The 16,498-nt window shown below is 73.8% G+C and carries 13 protein-coding genes and 1 other RNA gene; 7 read left to right on the forward strand and 7 right to left on the reverse strand.

Annotated features, from left to right (window positions below; translation table 11 throughout):
• Positions 1–15 precede the first annotated feature (15 nt).
• Positions 16–957: a 3-oxoacyl-ACP reductase gene (locus tag KO717_RS25215; protein ID WP_301371506.1), complete on the forward strand. Its 942-nt coding sequence runs from the start codon at positions 16–18 to the stop codon at positions 955–957.
• A gap of 35 nt (positions 958–992) precedes the next feature.
• On the opposite strand, the gene KO717_RS25220 is transcribed toward KO717_RS25215, so the two are convergent.
• Positions 993–2,069, reverse strand: a complete 1,077-nt coding sequence (locus KO717_RS25220; RefSeq protein ID WP_437184572.1) for a hypothetical protein — start codon at positions 2,067–2,069, stop codon at positions 993–995.
• 271 nt (positions 2,070–2,340) lie between these two features.
• Here KO717_RS25220 and KO717_RS25225 point away from each other — a divergent pair, with 271 nt between their 5' ends.
• The 3 genes from KO717_RS25225 to KO717_RS25235 are packed head-to-tail and all read left to right on the forward strand — an operon-like array spanning position 2,341 to position 5,260.
• A complete protein-coding gene (locus KO717_RS25225; protein WP_301371508.1) occupies positions 2,341–3,201 on the forward strand; it encodes a Nif3-like dinuclear metal center hexameric protein in 861 nt (286 codons plus the stop codon).
• Positions 3,198–3,941, forward strand: coding sequence for a zinc ribbon domain-containing protein (locus KO717_RS25230; RefSeq protein ID WP_301374735.1), 744 nt, complete (start codon positions 3,198–3,200; stop codon positions 3,939–3,941). Before KO717_RS25225 ends, KO717_RS25230 begins: the two co-directional genes overlap by 4 nt.
• Positions 3,941–5,260, forward strand: a complete 1,320-nt coding sequence (locus KO717_RS25235; RefSeq protein WP_301371509.1) for a bifunctional RNase H/acid phosphatase — start codon at positions 3,941–3,943, stop codon at positions 5,258–5,260. The genes KO717_RS25230 and KO717_RS25235 overlap by 1 nt, the downstream gene beginning before the upstream one ends.
• 474 nt (positions 5,261–5,734) lie before the next feature.
• On the opposite strand, the gene rnpB is transcribed toward KO717_RS25235, so the two are convergent.
• Positions 5,735–6,136: RNase P RNA component class A (gene rnpB, locus KO717_RS25240), an RNA gene on the reverse strand.
• 87 nt (positions 6,137–6,223) lie between these two features.
• Here rnpB and KO717_RS25245 point away from each other — a divergent pair.
• Positions 6,224–6,958, forward strand: coding sequence for a MerR family transcriptional regulator (locus KO717_RS25245; protein WP_301371510.1), 735 nt, complete (start codon positions 6,224–6,226; stop codon positions 6,956–6,958).
• The gene (locus KO717_RS25250) at positions 6,955–7,791 is read left to right on the forward strand and encodes a hypothetical protein (protein ID WP_301371511.1); all 837 of its coding nucleotides are present in this window, start codon (positions 6,955–6,957) and stop codon (positions 7,789–7,791) included. Before KO717_RS25245 ends, KO717_RS25250 begins: the two co-directional genes overlap by 4 nt.
• Here the strand turns inward: KO717_RS25250 and KO717_RS25255 are convergent.
• The 3 genes from KO717_RS25255 to KO717_RS25265 all read right to left on the reverse strand — a co-directional run bounded on the left by KO717_RS25255 (position 7,788) and on the right by KO717_RS25265 (position 13,191).
• Positions 7,788–9,230 carry an RNB domain-containing ribonuclease gene (locus KO717_RS25255; protein WP_301371512.1) on the reverse strand — a complete coding sequence of 481 codons (1,443 nt, stop codon included), beginning with the start codon at positions 9,228–9,230 and terminating at the stop codon, positions 7,788–7,790. The genes KO717_RS25250 and KO717_RS25255 overlap by 4 nt on opposite strands.
• A 170-nt stretch (positions 9,231–9,400) precedes the next feature.
• Positions 9,401–11,227, reverse strand: coding sequence for a peptidoglycan recognition protein family protein (locus tag KO717_RS25260; protein ID WP_301371513.1), 1,827 nt, complete (start codon positions 11,225–11,227; stop codon positions 9,401–9,403).
• Between the two features lie 68 nt (positions 11,228–11,295).
• Positions 11,296–13,191, reverse strand: a complete 1,896-nt coding sequence (locus KO717_RS25265) for a PhoX family protein (protein WP_301371514.1) — start codon at positions 13,189–13,191, stop codon at positions 11,296–11,298.
• Positions 13,192–13,968: 777 nt separating this feature from the next.
• Between KO717_RS25265 and yaaA the strand changes: the two genes are divergently transcribed.
• Positions 13,969–14,772, forward strand: coding sequence for a peroxide stress protein YaaA (gene yaaA, locus KO717_RS25270; protein WP_301371515.1), 804 nt, complete (start codon positions 13,969–13,971; stop codon positions 14,770–14,772).
• Between the two features lie 137 nt (positions 14,773–14,909).
• Here the strand turns inward: yaaA and KO717_RS25275 are convergent, their stop codons facing one another.
• Positions 14,910–15,659 (reverse strand): bifunctional DNA primase/polymerase, encoded by a 750-nt coding sequence (locus tag KO717_RS25275; protein WP_301371516.1) that lies wholly within the window; start codon positions 15,657–15,659, stop codon positions 14,910–14,912.
• A 170-nt stretch (positions 15,660–15,829) separates the two neighbouring features.
• The gene (locus tag KO717_RS25280; RefSeq protein ID WP_301371517.1) at positions 15,830–16,441 is read right to left on the reverse strand and encodes a TetR/AcrR family transcriptional regulator; all 612 of its coding nucleotides are present in this window, start codon (positions 16,439–16,441) and stop codon (positions 15,830–15,832) included.
• Positions 16,442–16,498 lie beyond the last annotated feature (57 nt).

Here is a 16,498-nt window from a genome sequence, read left to right on the forward strand (position 1 = left end):
AGAGGAACGCTACCGATGTCACTCCCACTTGAGGGGCTCTCCGCCATCGTCACGGGTGCGGGCCGCGGGCTCGGCCGGGCCGAGGCGATCGAGCTCGCGCGGCTCGGCGCGAACGTGGTCGTCAACGACTTCGGCCAGCCGGGACGGGACGGTTCCGGGGAGGCCTCGGCCGCCCCGGCGGAGGAGGTCGCCGCGGAGATCCGCGCCGCGGGCGGCCGGGCGGTGGCGCACCTGGGCGACGTGGCCGACTTCGGGCAGGCGCGGGAACTGGTCGAGCTGGCGGTGTCCAGCTTCGGGAAGCTGGACATCCTGGTCAACAACGCGGGCATCCTGCGCGACCGGATGGTCTTCTCGATGTCGGAGGAGGAATGGGACTCGGTGATCCGGGTCCACCTCAAGGGTCACTTCAACACCACCCACTTCGCGTCCGTGCACTGGCGCGAGCGCTCCAAGGTGGCGGGCGGCCCGGTCTACGGCCGGATCGTCAACACCTCCTCCGAGGCCTTCCTCGGCGGTTCGGCCGGCCAGCCGAACTACTCGGCGGCCAAGGGCGGCATCGTGGGCCTGACCACCTCGACCGCGCTGGCGCTCGCGAAGTACGGGGTGACGGCCAACGCCATCTGCCCGCGCGCCCGTACCCGGATGACCGAGGACGTCTTCGCCGGCTTCCAGGTCCCGGAGGAGGGCAAGCTGGACGCCCTCGCGCCCGAGCACGTCGCACCGCTCGTCGGGTACCTGGCCTCGCCCGCCTCCGCCCGGGCCAACGGCCAGCTGTTCGTCGTGCACGGCGGCATCGTGGCCGTCATGGAGCGCCCGAAGGTGGCCGCCAAGTTCGACACGGCCAAGGAGTCCTTCTCCTACGAGGAGCTCGACGAGCTCCTGACCCCGCACTACGAGGCCAGGCCGGCGAACGAGACCTTCGCCGCGACCGAGGTGCTGGGCCTCAAGCACGCCTAGGCGGCGACCGCCGTCCGCCCCCGGCCCCCCCGCTCCTATCGCCCGGCCAGCGGTGCCTGCTGGAGGGGGACCGGGCGGGGGGCGGTCGGCGTGGGCGGATCCAGGACCACCGGCGGGGGAGGGGCGGCCGGCAGGTTCAGGCCGAAGATCCCGCAGGGCACCTCGGGCGTCGCGTACGGGAGGTGCAGGCGGCCCTGCGCGCTCCACAGGCCGGTCCCGCCGAGCCAGCCCACCGGAGCGCCGAGCCGGAAGACGTGCCGGTCGGAGGGGCGCCACAGGCCGATGTCGCCCTCGGGCAGCCGCAGCGCCACCCCGCAGGTCTCCGGCATCAGGGCCTGGCCGGGCTGGACCGCGAACGGGCGGGCGTCCCCCAGACGGGCCAGGCACTCCGGGAAGCGCAGCGGCAGGGAGCTGCCCAGCACCCCCCAGCCGAGGCGCGGTTCGCCCGGTGCGTCGGAGCGGATCAGCAGCAGCCCGCTGTCCGGGTCGGCCAGCAGCAGCCGGTCGTCGCTGTCCTCGGTGATCTGCAGCAGCGGGGACACCTCGGTGCGCCCCAGGTCCACGGCGACGGCCTTGGTGGTGCCGTCCAGCTCGCGGTCCAGGGCCAGCAGCCGCCCCGCCCGGTCCAGCCAGACGCCGCCCGAGCACCGTCCCGGGATCCGGGCGACGGGCCGCGGCCCCGACGGGCTCCCGGCCACCTGCCAGACCGTGCTCACGGTGTCCTCCGCGGCCAGGGCGAAGGCGCCGGATCCGTCCGGACACGGCGGGAGCAGGCGGACCCGTACGCCCTCCCGGACGTCCACCCCGCCCAGCTGGAGCTCCCCGGTGCTCGGCCCGGCCTCGGCTCCCGTCGGGTAGAGCAGCGCGAAAGCGTGCCGCTCCGCCACCCGCCGGTGGATCAGCACCCGTCCGTCGGCCAGCGGCAGCACCTCGCTGTCCGCCTCCTCGGGCTGCGCGAGCGGCAGCGGTACCGCGTACGGCTCGGGCCCGGCGAGGGTCCAGCGCTCCGCGTAGAGAGCGTCGCCCTCGCCGGCCAGCCGGGCGGCGTACGACCCGTCCGCGGCGATGCCGAACGCGGACGTGGTCGTCATTTCGATGGCACAGACGGTCATCCGTGGTCACCTCCGGGGGGAAGCTAATTTCCGCGCTTCCCGGCGAACAACACCACCAGCACCGCTTCACACATACGGGTGTCCGCGCGGCGATTCGTGCGTGCCGGACGAGACGGTTGTGCTGCGCGGCCCGTCCCCGCCGCTCAGCGGGCCCGTACCGGGGGGAAGCTGCAGGCCGGAATCTTCTGGTTTGTCCGCCCCGGAGGGGAAGGGCCCCGTCCGGCAGGGCTGGCCTGACCGGGACGGTCGCCCCGGACGGTAGCCTTGGCCCGTGCCCCGTCTCTCTGAAGTCATCGCCGCGCTGGACGCTCTCTGGCCCCCCTCGCGGGCCGAGCAGTGGGATGCCGTCGGAACCGTCTGCGGCGACCCCGACGCCGAGGTCACCCGGGTCCTGTTCGCCGTGGACCCCGTCCAGGAGATCGCCGACGAGGCGGTCAAGCTGGGCGCCGACCTGATCGTCACCCACCACCCCCTCTACCTGCGGGGCACCACCACCGTCGAGGCCGGCACCTTCAAGGGCCGCGTCGTGCACACGCTGATCAAGAACGACATCGCGCTGCACGTCGCCCACACCAACGCCGACACCGCCGACCCGGGCGTCTCCGACGCCCTCGCCGGCGCCCTCGGCCTGCGCATCACCGGCCCGCTGGTGCCCGACCCGAGCGACCCGGAAGGCCGCCGGGGCCTCGGCCGGATCTGCGAACTGGACCACCCCGAGACCCTGCGCGAGTTCGCCGCCCGCGCCGCGGCCTGGCTGCCGCCGACCGCCCAGGGCATCCGCGTGGCCGGCGACCCGGACGCGCCGGTCCACCGCGTCGCCGTCAGCGGGGGCTCCGGCGACAGCCTCTTCGAGCAGGTCCGCGCCGCCGGTGTCGACGTCTTCCTGACCGCCGACCTGCGCCACCACCCGGTGTCCGAGGCCCGCGAGGCGAGCCGTCCGCTCGCCCTCGTCGACGCCGCCCACTGGGCCACCGAGTGGCCCTGGTGCGAGCAGGCCGCAGCCCAGCTCGACGCGATCTCCGAGCGCCACGGCTGGGGCCTGCGTACCCACGTCTCGCGCACGGTCACCGACCCGTGGACGGCCCACGCGCCGTCCGTCACACCCCCTTCTATCTCTGGAGCCCCCAACTGAACGCCGAGCCCGCCGACCAGATCCGACTTCTCGACGTCCAGGCCCTGGACGTCCGGCTGTCTCAGCTCGCCCACAAGCGCAAGTCGCTGCCCGAGCACGCCGAGCTCGACTCGCTCACCAAGGACCTGGCGCAGCAGCGCGACCTGCTCGTCGCCGCCCAGACCCAGGCGAGCGACACCGCGCGCGAGCAGACCAAGGCGGAGCAGGACGTGGACCAGGTGCGCCAGCGCGCCGTCCGCGACCAGCAGCGGCTCGACTCGGGCGTGGGCATCTCGGCCCGGGACCTGGCGAACCTGCAGAGCGAGGTCGTCTCCCTCGCCAAGCGCCAGGGCGACCTGGAGGACGTGGTCCTGGAGGTCATGGAGCGTCTGGAGGGTGCGCAGGAGCGCGTCACCGCGCTGACCGAGCGCGTCTCGGCCCTGGAGGCCAAGGCCGCGGACGCCACCGCGCGCCGTGACGCGGCGACCTCCGAGATCGACGCCGAGGTCGCGAAGGTCACCAAGGACCGCGAGGTCATCGTCACGTCCATGCCCGCCGACCTGATGGCGCTGTACGAGAAGATCCGCGTCAAGCAGGGCGGGGTCGGCGCCGCGCGCCTCTACCAGCGCCGCTGCGAGGGCTGCCGGCTGGAGCTCGACATGGCCGAGGTCAACGAGATCAAGGCCGCGGCCCGCGACCAGATCGTCCGTCACGAGAACTGCGGCCGCATCCTGGTCCGTACGGCCGACTCGGGCATCTGATGCCGCAGTTTGTCGTGGAGGCGGACGGCGGGTCCCGGGGCAACCCGGGGCCGGCCGGCTACGGCGCGGTGGTGCTCGACCCGGCGACGGGCGAGACGCTGGCGGAGCGTGCCGAGTACATCGGCATCGCGACGAACAACGTGGCCGAGTACAAGGGCCTGATCGCCGGGCTCGCGGCGGCCCGTGAGCTCGCCTCCGACGCGCAGGTCCTGGTCCGGATGGACTCGAAGCTGGTCGTCGAGCAGATGTCGGGCCGCTGGAAGATCAAGCACCCGGACATGAAGCCGCTCGCCGCCGAGGCCGCGCGGATCCTGCCGCGCGCCCAGGTGACGTACGAGTGGATCCCGCGCGAGCAGAACAAGCACGCGGACCGGCTCGCTAACGAGGCCATGGACGCGGGCAAGCGCGGCAAGCAGTGGGAGCCGTCGGCCTCCACGGCCGCCCTCGACCACGGCGCGGCGCGCGCCCTGGCCACCCCGCCGGCCCCGGCGGGACCGCCGGGGGACGCGGCGAAGGGGGCCGCGGCCGTCCGCGCGGCCCTGGTCTCCGCCTCCGGAGCCGCGGCCACGTCGGCCCAGGAGCTCGCCGACACGCTGTTCGCCGACGCCGAGGCCCTCGCCGACGCGATCGAACCCTGCCTCGACGCCGATGCCCCGGCGGTCGCCGCGGGCAGTCACGGCTGGGGCCCGGACATGGGGGCGCCGGCCACCTTCGTGCTGCTCCGGCACGGCGAGACCGCCCTCACCCCGCAGAAGCGCTTCTCGGGCAGCGGCGGCAGCGACCCCGAACTGTCCCCGGCCGGCCGCCGGCAGGCCGCCGCCGTGGCCGAGGCGCTCGCCGCCCGCGGCACCATCCAGACGGTCATCAGCTCCCCGCTGATCCGCTGCCGTGAGACCGCCCAGGCGGTCGCGGACCGCCTCGGCCTCACCGTGACGGTCGAAGAGGGCCTGCGCGAGGTGGACTTCGGGGCATGGGAGGGCCTGACCTTCGCCGAGGTGCAGCAGCGCTTCCCGGACGACCTCCAGGCGTGGCTGGACTCCCCGAAGGCGGCCCCCACGGGCGGCGGTGAGAGCTTCATGTCCGCCACCCGCCGGATCTCGGCGACCCGCGACCGCCTGCTGTCCGCCCACGCGGGCCGCACGGTCCTGCTGGTCACCCACGTGACCCCGGTCAAGATCCTGGTCCGCCTGGCCCTGGGCGCACCGCCGGAAGCCCTGTTCCGGATGGAGCTCTCGGCGGCCTCCCTCTCGGCGGTGGCCTACTACGCCGACGGCAACGCCTCGGTCCGCCTCCTGAACGACACGTCCCACCTGCGGTAGCCCTGGCGGGGGCCGGGCGGGATCCAGGCTCGGTGCCGTACCCCTGGCGGGAGGCCGGGCGGGATCCATCGCTGCGCGGGCGGTGCGCGGTGCCGCCGAGGGGTATCTCCTCGGCTCGGCGCGCGCGGGGCGTCACGGCCGTACCCGGTGGTCGCGCCTCGTCCTGCGGGGACACCCCTCACCGTCCCCGCTCCCCACGCGTCGGGCCGGCTTCGGGGCACTGACGGAGCCCTGCCGTGGGGTGGGGACACGGCGGAGTGTCCCCGCAGGACGAGCGCGCACCACCGCGTATGGCCGAGACATGCCGTACCGCGCGAGCCGAGGAGACACTCCGGCGGGGCACCGCCCCACACCACCCAGCCCCGCCGGCGATTGAGGCGCGGGGTCTGGGGCGGAGCCCCAGCACCACCGACCGGCCGGCCGGGAGTCGAGCCGGAGAGAGAACCGCCGACCCCCGAACGGGAGTGGAAGCGGCAGACGAGCCGGCCTGTACGCCGGGTTCTGTCGCCCGGTGACCTCGCGGTCGCCGGGGAGACGGCCATCCATCTAGGACCGGTGTTGCCACCGGCCTCGTGCGGTCTACCCGCGAACTCGGGCGGGCAGCCCTCAAGCGTTCGCGCAGACCCGTCCGGGGACGGATCCTCTTGACCTTGCTCCGGGTGGGGTTTACCTAGCCGCCTGAGTCACCTCAGGCGCTGGTGGTCTCTTACACCACCGTTTCACCCTTACCGGGGGCCGAAGCCCCTGGCGGTCTGTTTTCTGTGGCACTGTCCCGCGGGTCACCCCGGGTGGGCGTTACCCACCACCCTGCCCTGTGGAGCCCGGACGTTCCTCGGCGGGATCCGAGGATCCCGACGCGGCCGCCCGGCCGACTCGTCTGCCGTGGCGACCATGTTACCCGGGGCGACGGCCCCGCCCGACCTCACTTGACCTTGACGCAGCGGCAGGGTTTCTACTGGGGGCATGCGGATCGGAGAGATCGCCGCGGTCGTCGGGCTCACCACCCGGGCGATCCGGCACTACCACCATGTCGGGCTGCTCCCGGAACCGGAGCGGCGCCCCAACGGCTACCGGGCCTACAGCCTCCGTGACGCCGTCCTGCTGGCCCGCGTACGCCGGCTCACCGAGCTCGGGCTCAGCCTCGACGAGGTACGGGACGTCCTCGCGGACGACGCCGGGCGCGAACTCGCCGACGTCCTCACGGAACTCGACGCCGACCTCGCCCGCCAGGAGGCCGAGATCCAGGAGCGGCGGCGCCGGCTCGCCGTGCTGCTCGCCGCCGGGCCGGGGGAGGCCGAGCCGCTCTCGCCCGGGCTCGCCGCGCTGCTGGCGAAGGCGCCGCGGACCGACTCGCCGGCCGCCGCCAAGGACCGCGAACACCTGACCCTCCTCGACGCCACGGGCGCGGGCGGCCAGGAGATGTACGCGGCGCTCGGGCCGCTGGCCGCCGATCCCGCCGTGCTCGCGCTGTACGTGCGCCTCGACGAGCTCGCCGACGCGCCCGTGGACGACCCCCGGATCCCGCCCCTGGCGGCAGAGCTGGTGGCGGCCGTCCCCGACGAGGTGTTCGCCGCGATCCCCACCGACGGGGTGGTCGTGACCGGGTTCAAGGAGGCGCTGCTCGCCGAGTACGCGCCCGCGCAGGCCGAAGTCGTCCGCCTCGTCATGGAGGCGTTCATGGAGAGGGGGCGGGGATGACCCGCATACGGGCGGCACGGATCGCCGTCACCGCCGTCGTCCCGGCGGAGCTGGCGCTCGTGGTGTGCCTGGCGGCCGGGGTGCGCCCGCCCGGGTGGGCACTCGCCGCCACCGAGACGCTCCTCGTCGGCGTGCTGCTGCTGGAGGCCTGGGTGCTGCACGGCCTCTACGCCGCCGAGCGCGCCCGAGGCGCCGGCCGGCGGGCCGCCGGGCGCGCGGCGGCCAGGGCCGTGGTCCCGGTGCAGGTGCGGCGGTTGGTGCTGCACGAGCTGCGTGCCACCGCCTCCCTCGGCCGGTGGGCCGTGCGCGGCAAGCACGGGGTGCGCCCCGGGGACCTCGCCGCCGCGTACACGGGACCGCAGACGGCCATGATGTACGGGATGCTCTTCGTGTCGGTGATCGAGACCGTCGGCCTGGCCCTGCTCATCCCCTGGCCGGCGGTGCACCGGGTGGTGCTGGTGCTGGACGTGTACGGAATCCTGCTCGTCCTCGCCCTGCACGCCGCGTGCGTCACCCGGCCGCACGTGGTCCGCCCCGACGGTTCCCTGCGGATCCGCTACGGGGCCCTGTTCGACCTGGCCGTACCGGCGGACGCGGTGGCCTCCGTACGGGTGGACCGGCGCTATCCCGAAGGCCGGCTGGTCACGCTGTCCGAGGACGGGGTGCTCGACCTCGCCGTCGGCAGCCAGACCACCGTCACCCTGGAACTGAACCGGCCGCTCCCCTTCACCCGGCCCCTCGGCGCCACGGGCGAGGCCCGGACCGTCCGCTTCCATGCCGACGACCCGCGCGCCCTGGTCACCGCCCTGCGCCGGCAGCCCGCCACGTCCTAGACGGGCGCGAAGAGGATCTTCGACGTCCCCGGGTCGGCCTCCGCCAGCCGGACCCGGATCCGTTCGCCCAGGGGCAGGTCGAGCGTGGTGGAGCGGACACGGCCGACCACCGCCGGGTCCTCCAGGTGGACCGTGCCCACCAGCGGCTCCCGGTCCTTGACGTCGATGACCGTGGCCTCGAAGGTCTCCCCGACCCGGTCCTTCAGCACGGCGGCCTCGACCAGGTCCACGGACTCCCGCTCCACCGTGTTCGCCAGCCGGCTGCCCTCCGCCAGCTCGTCCGGGAGCGCGGGAAGGGCCGCCACCACCCACGGCGGCGGTTCGGTCCCGGCCACCGCCGCCAGGCACAGCTCGCCGGCGTACCGGTCGACGAGGCGGCGCAGCGGCGCGGTGCAGTGCGTGTACGGGGCCGCCACCGCGGAGTGGATCGCCGGGTCGGGGCTCTCGCCGCCGGTGAAGACCGTGTAGCCCGCCCCACGCAGCAGCGCCGTGCACTCCTGGAGGAAGGCGGCGTGGGCGGGGCGGTGCGGGTCGAGGGAGCGCACGAGCTCGGCGTACGGCACGTGGTGCGGCCAGTCGATCCGCAGGGCCTTCGCCGTCCGCCGGAGCCTGCCGACCGCGCCGTCGGGGGCGCTGGGCAGCGTACGCAGGATGCCCGTGCCGGTGGCCAGCATCAGATCGGCCGCGGCCATGCCGGTCATCAGGGAGATCTGCGCGTTCCAGCCGTCGGCGGGCAGCGGGGCCCGGTACGCCAGGGAGTACGTGCCGCCGCGCTCGACGACCTCCTGCTCGGGCACGTTGAGGGAGATGCCGCCGCGCGCCTGTTCCAGGGCCTCGCGGAGCCGGCCGACGTCCTTCAGGAGGGCGAGCGGCTCCTCCGCCGTTCCGGTGTCGATGGCCTTCTGGACGCCGTCGTAGTCGAGTCGGGCGCGGCTGCGGATCAGCGCGCGGCGGACGTCGACGGTCTCGACCCGGCCGTCGGGGTCGAGGTCGAAGCGCCACACCAGGGCCGGTCGGATCTGGTCGGGCAGCAGGCTGGCCGCGCCCTCCGAGAGGACGGCCGGGTGCAGCGGGACCTTTCCGTCGGGGAAGTAGAGGGTGGTCACGCGGCGGTGGGCCTCGGTGTCGAGCGCGCCGCCGGGGGTGACGAAGGCGGCGACGTCGGCGATGGCGTACTGGACCCGGTAACCGCCGCCGGAGCGCTTCGCCAGGTGCATGGCCTGGTCGAGGTCGACGGAGGCCGGCGGGTCGATCGTGAAGAAGGGGACGTCCGTACTGTCCAGGTCCGGGAGGCGGGGGTGCGCCGCCGCGTGCTCGGCCTCGGCGAGGACCGCCGCCGGGAAGACCTCGGGCACCTCCAGCTTCGTCCGCAGTTCGCGCAGCGCGGCCCGCAGAGCAGCCCCGTCTGCGCCGGTCATGTGCATCTGACGGCGTGGCATGCGTCGAGCCTAGGTGTGCCCGGCCCGGACGGCGCGGCGAGCGGCGCGGCGGCCGGGCGCGGCCCTCGTGGTGCCGAGCCCCCGCCGTCCGGCAGGGGCCTGCCCGGCCGGGCATGGAGCGGGCGGTGGTGCCCCCCGCGCACCACCCCCCGCCCACATGCGGTCATGGGTCAGAACTGCCCCCGGTTCAGAGCGGTCTGGAGCGCTCGAACAGTGGCCGGACCCCAGGCGCCGTCCACGGCCAGACCGGCCCCGGTCATCTTGTTGAGGTGGGTCTGCAGCGCCTTGTACGTCCCGGGACCCGCGGCCCCGTCCACCACCAGCCCCGCGTTGCTCCACGTGTTCAGGTGGCGCTGGAGGCCCCGAACGGAGTTCGGACCCCACTGGCCGTCGACGGTGACGCCGATGACCTTCTGCGTGGCGCGGATGGTGGCCGGACCCCACTGGCCGTCGACGGTGAGCATCGCGCCGTCGTCGAGATAGCCGTTGTACGCGGCTTCGGTGGCCGGTCCCCACAGGCCGTCGGCGCCCGCTCCGACCTTCTGCTGGAGCCAGCGCACGCCGGCGTCGGTCTTCGGGCCCCAGATGCCGTCGGCCTCCAGTGCCGGGCTGTAGCCGAGCGCGTTGACGGCCTGCTGCTGCGCCTTGACCGAACGTACGGAGGTCATGCCGCCGCCCGAGCCCGAGCCCGAGCCCGTGCCGGAGCCGCCCGTGTGGGCCGAGTACGCGGCTTCGGTGGCCGGTCCCCACAGGCCGTCGGCGCCCGCTCCGACCTTCTGCTGGAGCCAGCGCACGCCGGCGTCGGTCTTCGGGCCCCAGATGCCGTCGACCTCCAGTGCCGGGCTGTAGCCGAGCTGGTTGACGGCCTCCTGCTGCGCCGCGATGGTCCGGACCGACGTCATGCCGCCGCCCGTGCTGCCGCTGGAGTCGCCGCCGAGGTCGCCCGTACCGGTCCGGATCGGCAGGGTGGACGCGTTCATTCCGCCCTGGACCCAGGCGCGCAGGCCGGGCCCCGGGCACTGCGTGGACTGGCCGGAGAGTCCGCCGTGCCACGTCATCGCCAGGGTTCGGCCGGTCCGGGAGTTCGCCTCGTTGTAGAGGCCGCGGATGGCCGACAGTGCGCGGGGCGTCGCGTCGCCGTCTTCTCCGATGAAGCAGACGCCGATGTGGGTGGTGTTGTGTCCGGTCGCGTGGGCACCGACCACGTCCCAGCCGCGGCCCTCGTAGATCCGCCCTTCGACGTCGACGAGGAAGTTGTAACCGACGTCCGACCAGCCGTTGGAGTCCATGTGGTAGTTCTGGATCTGGCGGACCGTCTGGCCGGCCGGCCCCGCGGAGTAGTGGACGGTGAATCCGGTGCGGCTGCCGGGATCGATCCGGGTCACCTCACGCGGCGGCCGGGCGCCCCACTGGCTGCGCGAGTAGAGGAAGAGCGGCCGGGCGGGCTTGGGGGGAGTGGGGTCCGGCTCGCCGGGTCCCAGGTCCGGGTAGAACTCCTGTATGTGCGGATAGAGGTTCCCGGGGCACTCGGTGTTGAAGACGTCCCGGTGGCCGCGGATGATGGGGCCCGCCGAATGGTTCTCCCGCAGATGGGCGATCAGCTCGCGGATGGAGTCGAGCATGGCCCGCGTGGGCTGGTTCTCGCTCTCGATCAGACCCATGACGGAGTAGTAGTCCTGATTGGCGCCCACGGTCTGCGTGCCGTTCGCCTCCGACCGCACCTGGGTGCCCGTGCCCTCGAAGATGCCGCCGTGCTGGCAGACGACGAAGCTGTAGGGGATGTCGTTGAACTGCTCCTGGAGGAACGGCCAGGGGTACATCGCCGTCAGCTGCACGCTCCGCATCTGGCCGTAGCACCTGTCGTGCTCGTACACGGGCCAGCTGCCGGCGCCGTGATGATGGATGACCACCCCGCCCTGCCAGGGCTTCCAGGACAGCCTCTGCGGCTTGAAGGGGGACCTGGCTCCCCATTCGCTTCGACTGATGATCGTGACCACAACGTCCTCCGTGAAACGTACTGCCGTGGGTGCGGGTGAGGGTGAGGGTGAGGTGAGGGCGGCGGCGCTCAGCGCGCGCCGATGACGCCGCCGTCCGTGCGGCGGACGACGACCGTGGCCGAGCGGGGACGGCCCGCCGGGTCGCGGTCGGGCCAGTCGCTGACGGCCCGCGGGTTCTCCGGCGTGGGCTCCCCCCAGGCCGCCGTGCGTTCCCCGGGGTGCTGGATGCTGACGAACATCGTCCGCATGTCCGGGGTGAGCACGGCCGCGGTGACCTCCGCGCCCCGCGGCGCGGTCAGGAAGCGCCGGACCTCGCCGCGCGGTGCGGCGACCAGCACCGCGTTGTTGCCGAGGCCCTTGTGGCCCGCCTGGCTCACCGCGTGGTTGGAGATCCCGGTCTGGATCCACATCCGTCCGGCGGAGTCGAACACGAGGCCCTTCGGAGAGCCGAACGTCCCGGCGTCCGGCAGTACGCCCTCGCCGTGCACCTGATCGCCGCCGAGTACGACGACGTCCCAGCTGAAGCCGTCGTGTGCGCCGGCACCGCCTTCCTCCCGCCAGCGGACGATGTGCCCGTACGGGTTGGTGTCACGGGGGCCGCCGGAGCCCTGGCCGGGGTGGTGGCCGCCGGTGCCGTTGGCCAGTGCGCAGTACACGTCCTGGCTGTTCGGGCTGACGGTGATCTGCTGGGGCCGGTCGAGAGGCGTGGCACCGAGGGCGTCGGCGGCTTCCCGGGCGCGCAGCAGGACGTCGGCCTGGTCCCGCCATCCCAGCGCCGGGGTCAGCGGGCCGTGTCCGTGCGACAGCGGCAGCCAGCGGCCGGTGCCGTCCTCCCCGAAGCGCGCCACGTGGAGGGTGCCGTGGTCCAGCGGACTGCGGCCCTTCGACCGGTGTGTCTTCCAGGGACCGTCCCCCACGAACTTGTAGAGGTAGCCGCCGTCCTGGTCGTCGCCGCTGTAGACGACGGCCCGCCCGCCCGATTCGGTCACCGCCGCCGAGGAGTGGTTGAAGCGGCCGAGAGCGGTCCGCTTGACCGGGGAGCGCTGCGCGGCGAAGGGGTCGATCTCCAGGACCCAGCCGAAGCGGTGCGGTTCGTTGCCGTTGGCGGCGAGGTCGAAGCGCGGGTCCGCCTCGTGCCACCGCCTCCCGTGGCCGTTCGCGCCGAGGCCGTAGCGGCGCTGGGTGCGGGTCGGCTGCCAGGTGTGGTCGGCCGTGCCGAACCATGCGTTCGTGTTCTCCTCGCAGGCCAGGTACGTGCCCCAGGGCGTCACCCCGTACCCGCTGTTGCTGAGCGTGCCCACCGGCGGGCGTCCGGTCCGCAGGGCCGGGTGGTCCGCCCCGACCGGCCCGGAGAAGGTGACGGGGCTGGTGCCGGTGATCCGGGCGTTGCGCCGCGAGTCGAGGACGCGCCAGCCGCCGCGCTCGGTCAGCTCGACCTCCACGACGCTGACGCCCTGGGCGGCGAGCTCCTTGGCGACCCGGTCCCTGGCCGGCCCACCGGCGCCCCCGTCGTGGTGGAGGAGGGCGGGGTCCGCGGACTCGTGGTTGATCACGAGCATGCCGCGGCGGCTGCCGGCCGGGCCGCGGTGCAGCGGGAAGAAGTGCATTCCGCTGTGATGGGACCCGATCTGCAGGGCCTGGTCGGCGGCGGAGCCGGAGCCGTCCTTGCGCCATGCCGGACCGCCCGCGCGTATCGGCTGCCCCCACGGGGCGAGCGTCTGTGCCGTGTAGCCCGCGGGCACGGTGACCGCGTCGGCGTCGCTGACCGGTACGGCGGTGAAGCCGAGCTCCGCGGTGTCCGGGCCCGCCCCGCCCGGACCGGGGTCGGTCCGGCCCGTGGCGGATGCCGGGGACGCGGAGAGGCCGGCCGCCGCCACCGCGAGGGCGCCGGAGAGCAGCACGCTCCGCCGGGACATCCGGGCGGCGACCACGTCCGTGAAAGACGGGCTCGGGTGAGGGGACATAGGGCATGGCTCCTGACTGGGCGAGCGGGAGAAGGGAACGCCGGAACGAGCGGGGAGGGGGCGCGGCCGGCTGTGGAGGCGGTCCTGGCCACGGGTCTCGTACGACGAACTGCGAAGACCCTAGAGCAGATTCGGGAGGCGACCGGGTGTCCCAGGGCGTCCCACCGGCCCCGATTCGGGTTCGGGACGGCAAGCAGGCCGTGCGGCCTGCAGGCGGCGACCGGTGCGCACGGGATCACGGGCGAACGGTTGGCGTGGTCCGTGACGTGCCTGTCCCGGGACGTTCCGAGGGGTTGTGGGACGGCGAACGGGCCGACGGCGCGGCGAAGTTGCCCGATGATGGCGCCGGAGGTGGTCGTGATCGCTCCGGGGAGGCGCTGTACCGGGCCTCGTGCGACGGCGCGTCTTGTCTCGCACCCGCGCACCAACGGGGGTGCGTCCCAAGGACGTTCGTTCCCCGTGCTCCACGTCAGGGGAGTCCCCCCGCGCGTGCGCAATGCCGCGCAATGCCGCGACGTACCCAGCCCCCACTCCGGCAGCGGGGTCACGCTACAGGAACGGATCCCATGAGGAGCGGCTGTCGTGCGTCTTCTAGGCGAGACGGCTGCAGCAGAGCTGTGCGGTGTCCTTGATCCTTCGCATTTCGTCCCCGACCGGCGTGATCATGCCTGGTGCCGGGCCTGCGGCCCTCGTGCGAGCGGTGGGGTGGGGCGCCGGGCCGTCTACCCTGGCTGAGGGGCCGCACCCCCTGCGACGTCGTACCGAAGGAGAACCACCGTGCTCGTGCTGCTGCCGCCGTCCGAAGGAAAGGCCGCCGGCGGCTCCGGCGCACCCCTGAAGCCGGAGGCGCTGTCGCTGCCCGGTCTGGCCCCGGCCCGTGCGGTGGTGCTGGAGGAGCTGGTCGAGCTGTGCGCGGCGGACGAGACGAAGGCGCGCGAGGTGCTGGGCCTGAGCGAGGGCCTGCGCGGCGAGGTCGCCAAGAACGCGGAGCTGCGTACGGCGGGCGCCCGTCCGGCGGGCGAGATCTACACGGGCGTGCTCTACGACGCGCTGGGCCTGGCCGGCCTGCCCGCGGCGGCGCGGGCGTCGGCCGAGGACGCGCTGCTCGTCTTCTCGGGGCTGTGGGGTGCGGTGCGCGTCACCGACGCGATCCCCTCGTACCGCTGCTCGATGGGGGTGAAGCTGCCCGGGCTGGGCGCGCTCGGCGCGTACTGGCGGGGGCCGATGGCGGAGGTCATGCCGGAAGCGGCCGGGGACGGGCTGGTGCTGGACCTGCGGTCGGCGGCGTACGGGGCCGCGTGGAAGCCGAAGGGTGAGGTGGCGGGTCGGACCGCGTCCGTCCGGGTGCTGCACTCGCAGACGGTGGACGGGGTCGAGAAGCGGTCGGTGGTGAGCCACTTCAACAAGGCGACGAAGGGGCGGCTGGTACGGGACCTGCTGCTGGCCGGGGCCGCTCCGGATTCGCCCGCAGAGCTGGTCACGGCCCTGCGGGACCTGGGGTACACGGTCGAGGCCGAGGCCCCTGCGAAGCCGGCGAAGGCCTGGTCCCTCGACGTGGTCGTGACGCAGATCCACCACTGAGCCGGCGGCGGCGCCGTTGCCGGGGGCGCTGCTCCCGGCCCGCCGGCGGGCCGGATCGCCCGCAGGGCAATTTCAGCCCCGCCGGCGATCGGGGCGCGGGGTTCGGGGCGGAGCCCCGAGGCCGGGCGGAGCCCGGGCTACTGGCCCAGGGGCCAGGCGACCGTGGCCGGGGTCAGGTTCGCGGTACCCGCGTAGGTGGCGCAGGCGTCCGTCAGGGTTTCGAGGAGGGTGAGCGGGTCCGGGAGGGGGTGCTCCATGCCGCGGATCCAGGTCACCGCCTGGTCACCGGGCAGGGCCGCCGGCGGGACCAGGACATAGCTGCCGCGGCAGTGCCAGCGCAGGCCCGGGTGTTCGTCCATCGTCTCGGGGTGGCAGTCCAGTGCGCAGGGCCACCACTCGTCCTCGTCCTCGGGGGTGCCGCGGGTGGCGGTGAAGAAGAGCATCCGGGCCTGGTCGCCGGTGCCGCCCGACTCGGCGACGGGGCCGACCTTGATGCCGGCGAGCAGGAGCCGGTCGAGGGCGTCGGTGCCGGCTTCCAGCGGGACGTCGAGCACGTCGTGGACCATGCCGGTCGCGGTGATGAAGTTGGCCTGGGGCTGGTTGCGCGCCCAGCGTTCGACCTGTGCGCGGTCGGTGGTCGACTGGGTCTGCCAGGCGAAGGAGATCGGATGTCGGGCCGGGGTCGGACAGCCGATCCGGTCGCACGAACATCGGTAACCGGCGGGATGGGCGGCGGGGGCGAGCGGCAGGCCCGCGGCGGCGACGGCCAGGAGGAGCGCCTCGCGCTCCGCTCCGGGGTCCTCGGCGGTGGGTTTCTGCCGCCGGCGCAGCCACTGGGAAATCCTGCTCTGCTCGCCGCGTTTGACGCGGCCGGACTCAGACCCCATCTATCCCCTCACCTCACCGTATCCCCGGCGGACCAACCCATGGTCCCACCATCCTGAGCCCCGGGTGACCGCTCTCGACGACCGGGGGGTTGGAGATGCGCGACCGGAAACCCCCACATATCCATAGAATCAGGCCAAATCTTCTCGGCTGATCTTCGATTCCCTGCCCGCTATCGGGCGGTGACGTTGGCCACCCCGCCCAGTACCCGGTCCACGAGGGCGTCGGTGTAGGCGTGGGTCAGGGGCGCGGTGCGCAGCAGCCAGCGGTAGGTCAGCGGTCCCACCAGCATCTCCACGGTCAGCCGCAGGTCCGTGTCCGGTGCGAGCTGGCCGGCCTCCCGGGCCGTGTGCAGCCGGGCCTCGTACAGGGCGAGCTGGGGCTCCAGCAGCTTCTCGGTGAAGCGGGCGCCGAGCTCGGGGTCGGTCGCTCCGGCCGCCGTCAGGGCGCGCGCGGGGGCCTCGTACTTCTCGTCGTTGAACTCGTCGACCGTCGCCCGCAGTACGTGCTTCAGGTCGGCGGCGAGGTCCCCGGTGTCGGGGAAGCCGGTCCATCCGGCCTCCGTCTCCGCGTCCCCGGCGAGGGCCAGGGAGGCGTCGAGGAGGACGGCGGCCTTCGACGGCCACCAGCGGTAGATGGTCTGCTTGCCGACGCCCGCGCGGGCGGCGATGGCCTCGATGGTCAGCTTGTTGTAGCCGACCTCCCCGACGAGGGCGAGCGCGGCGTCGAGGATGGCGCGCCGGGAGCGGTCGCTGCGGCGGGTGGCGTCAGGGATCTTGGGCATGGCCCGAAACTATCAAAGCGAGACGTTTCGTCTTTCCACAGGTTTGCGTAAACCACC

Source organism: Streptomyces xanthophaeus (genome assembly GCF_030440515.1).
GTDB classification, from domain to species: Bacteria; Actinomycetota; Actinomycetes; order Streptomycetales; family Streptomycetaceae; genus Streptomyces; species Streptomyces kutzneri.

What these genes read in the sequence shown, in the direction of transcription:
- KO717_RS25215 (WP_301371506.1), top strand. Translation starts at nt 16, where the DNA reads ATGTCACTCCCACTTGAGGGGCTCTCCGCCATCGTCACGGGTGCGGGC.
- KO717_RS25220 (WP_437184572.1), bottom strand. Translation starts at nt 2,069, where the DNA reads ATGACCGTCTGTGCCATCGAAATGACGACCACGTCCGCGTTCGGCATC.
- KO717_RS25235 (WP_301371509.1), top strand. Translation starts at nt 3,941, where the DNA reads ATGCCGCAGTTTGTCGTGGAGGCGGACGGCGGGTCCCGGGGCAACCCG.
- KO717_RS25245 (WP_301371510.1), top strand. Translation starts at nt 6,224, where the DNA reads ATGCGGATCGGAGAGATCGCCGCGGTCGTCGGGCTCACCACCCGGGCG.
- KO717_RS25250 (WP_301371511.1), top strand. Translation starts at nt 6,955, where the DNA reads ATGACCCGCATACGGGCGGCACGGATCGCCGTCACCGCCGTCGTCCCG.
- KO717_RS25255 (WP_301371512.1), bottom strand. Translation starts at nt 9,230, where the DNA reads ATGCCACGCCGTCAGATGCACATGACCGGCGCAGACGGGGCTGCTCTG.
- KO717_RS25265 (WP_301371514.1), bottom strand. Translation starts at nt 13,191, where the DNA reads ATGTCCCCTCACCCGAGCCCGTCTTTCACGGACGTGGTCGCCGCCCGG.
- KO717_RS25275 (WP_301371516.1), bottom strand. Translation starts at nt 15,659, where the DNA reads ATGGGGTCTGAGTCCGGCCGCGTCAAACGCGGCGAGCAGAGCAGGATT.
- KO717_RS25280 (WP_301371517.1), bottom strand. Translation starts at nt 16,441, where the DNA reads ATGCCCAAGATCCCTGACGCCACCCGCCGCAGCGACCGCTCCCGGCGC.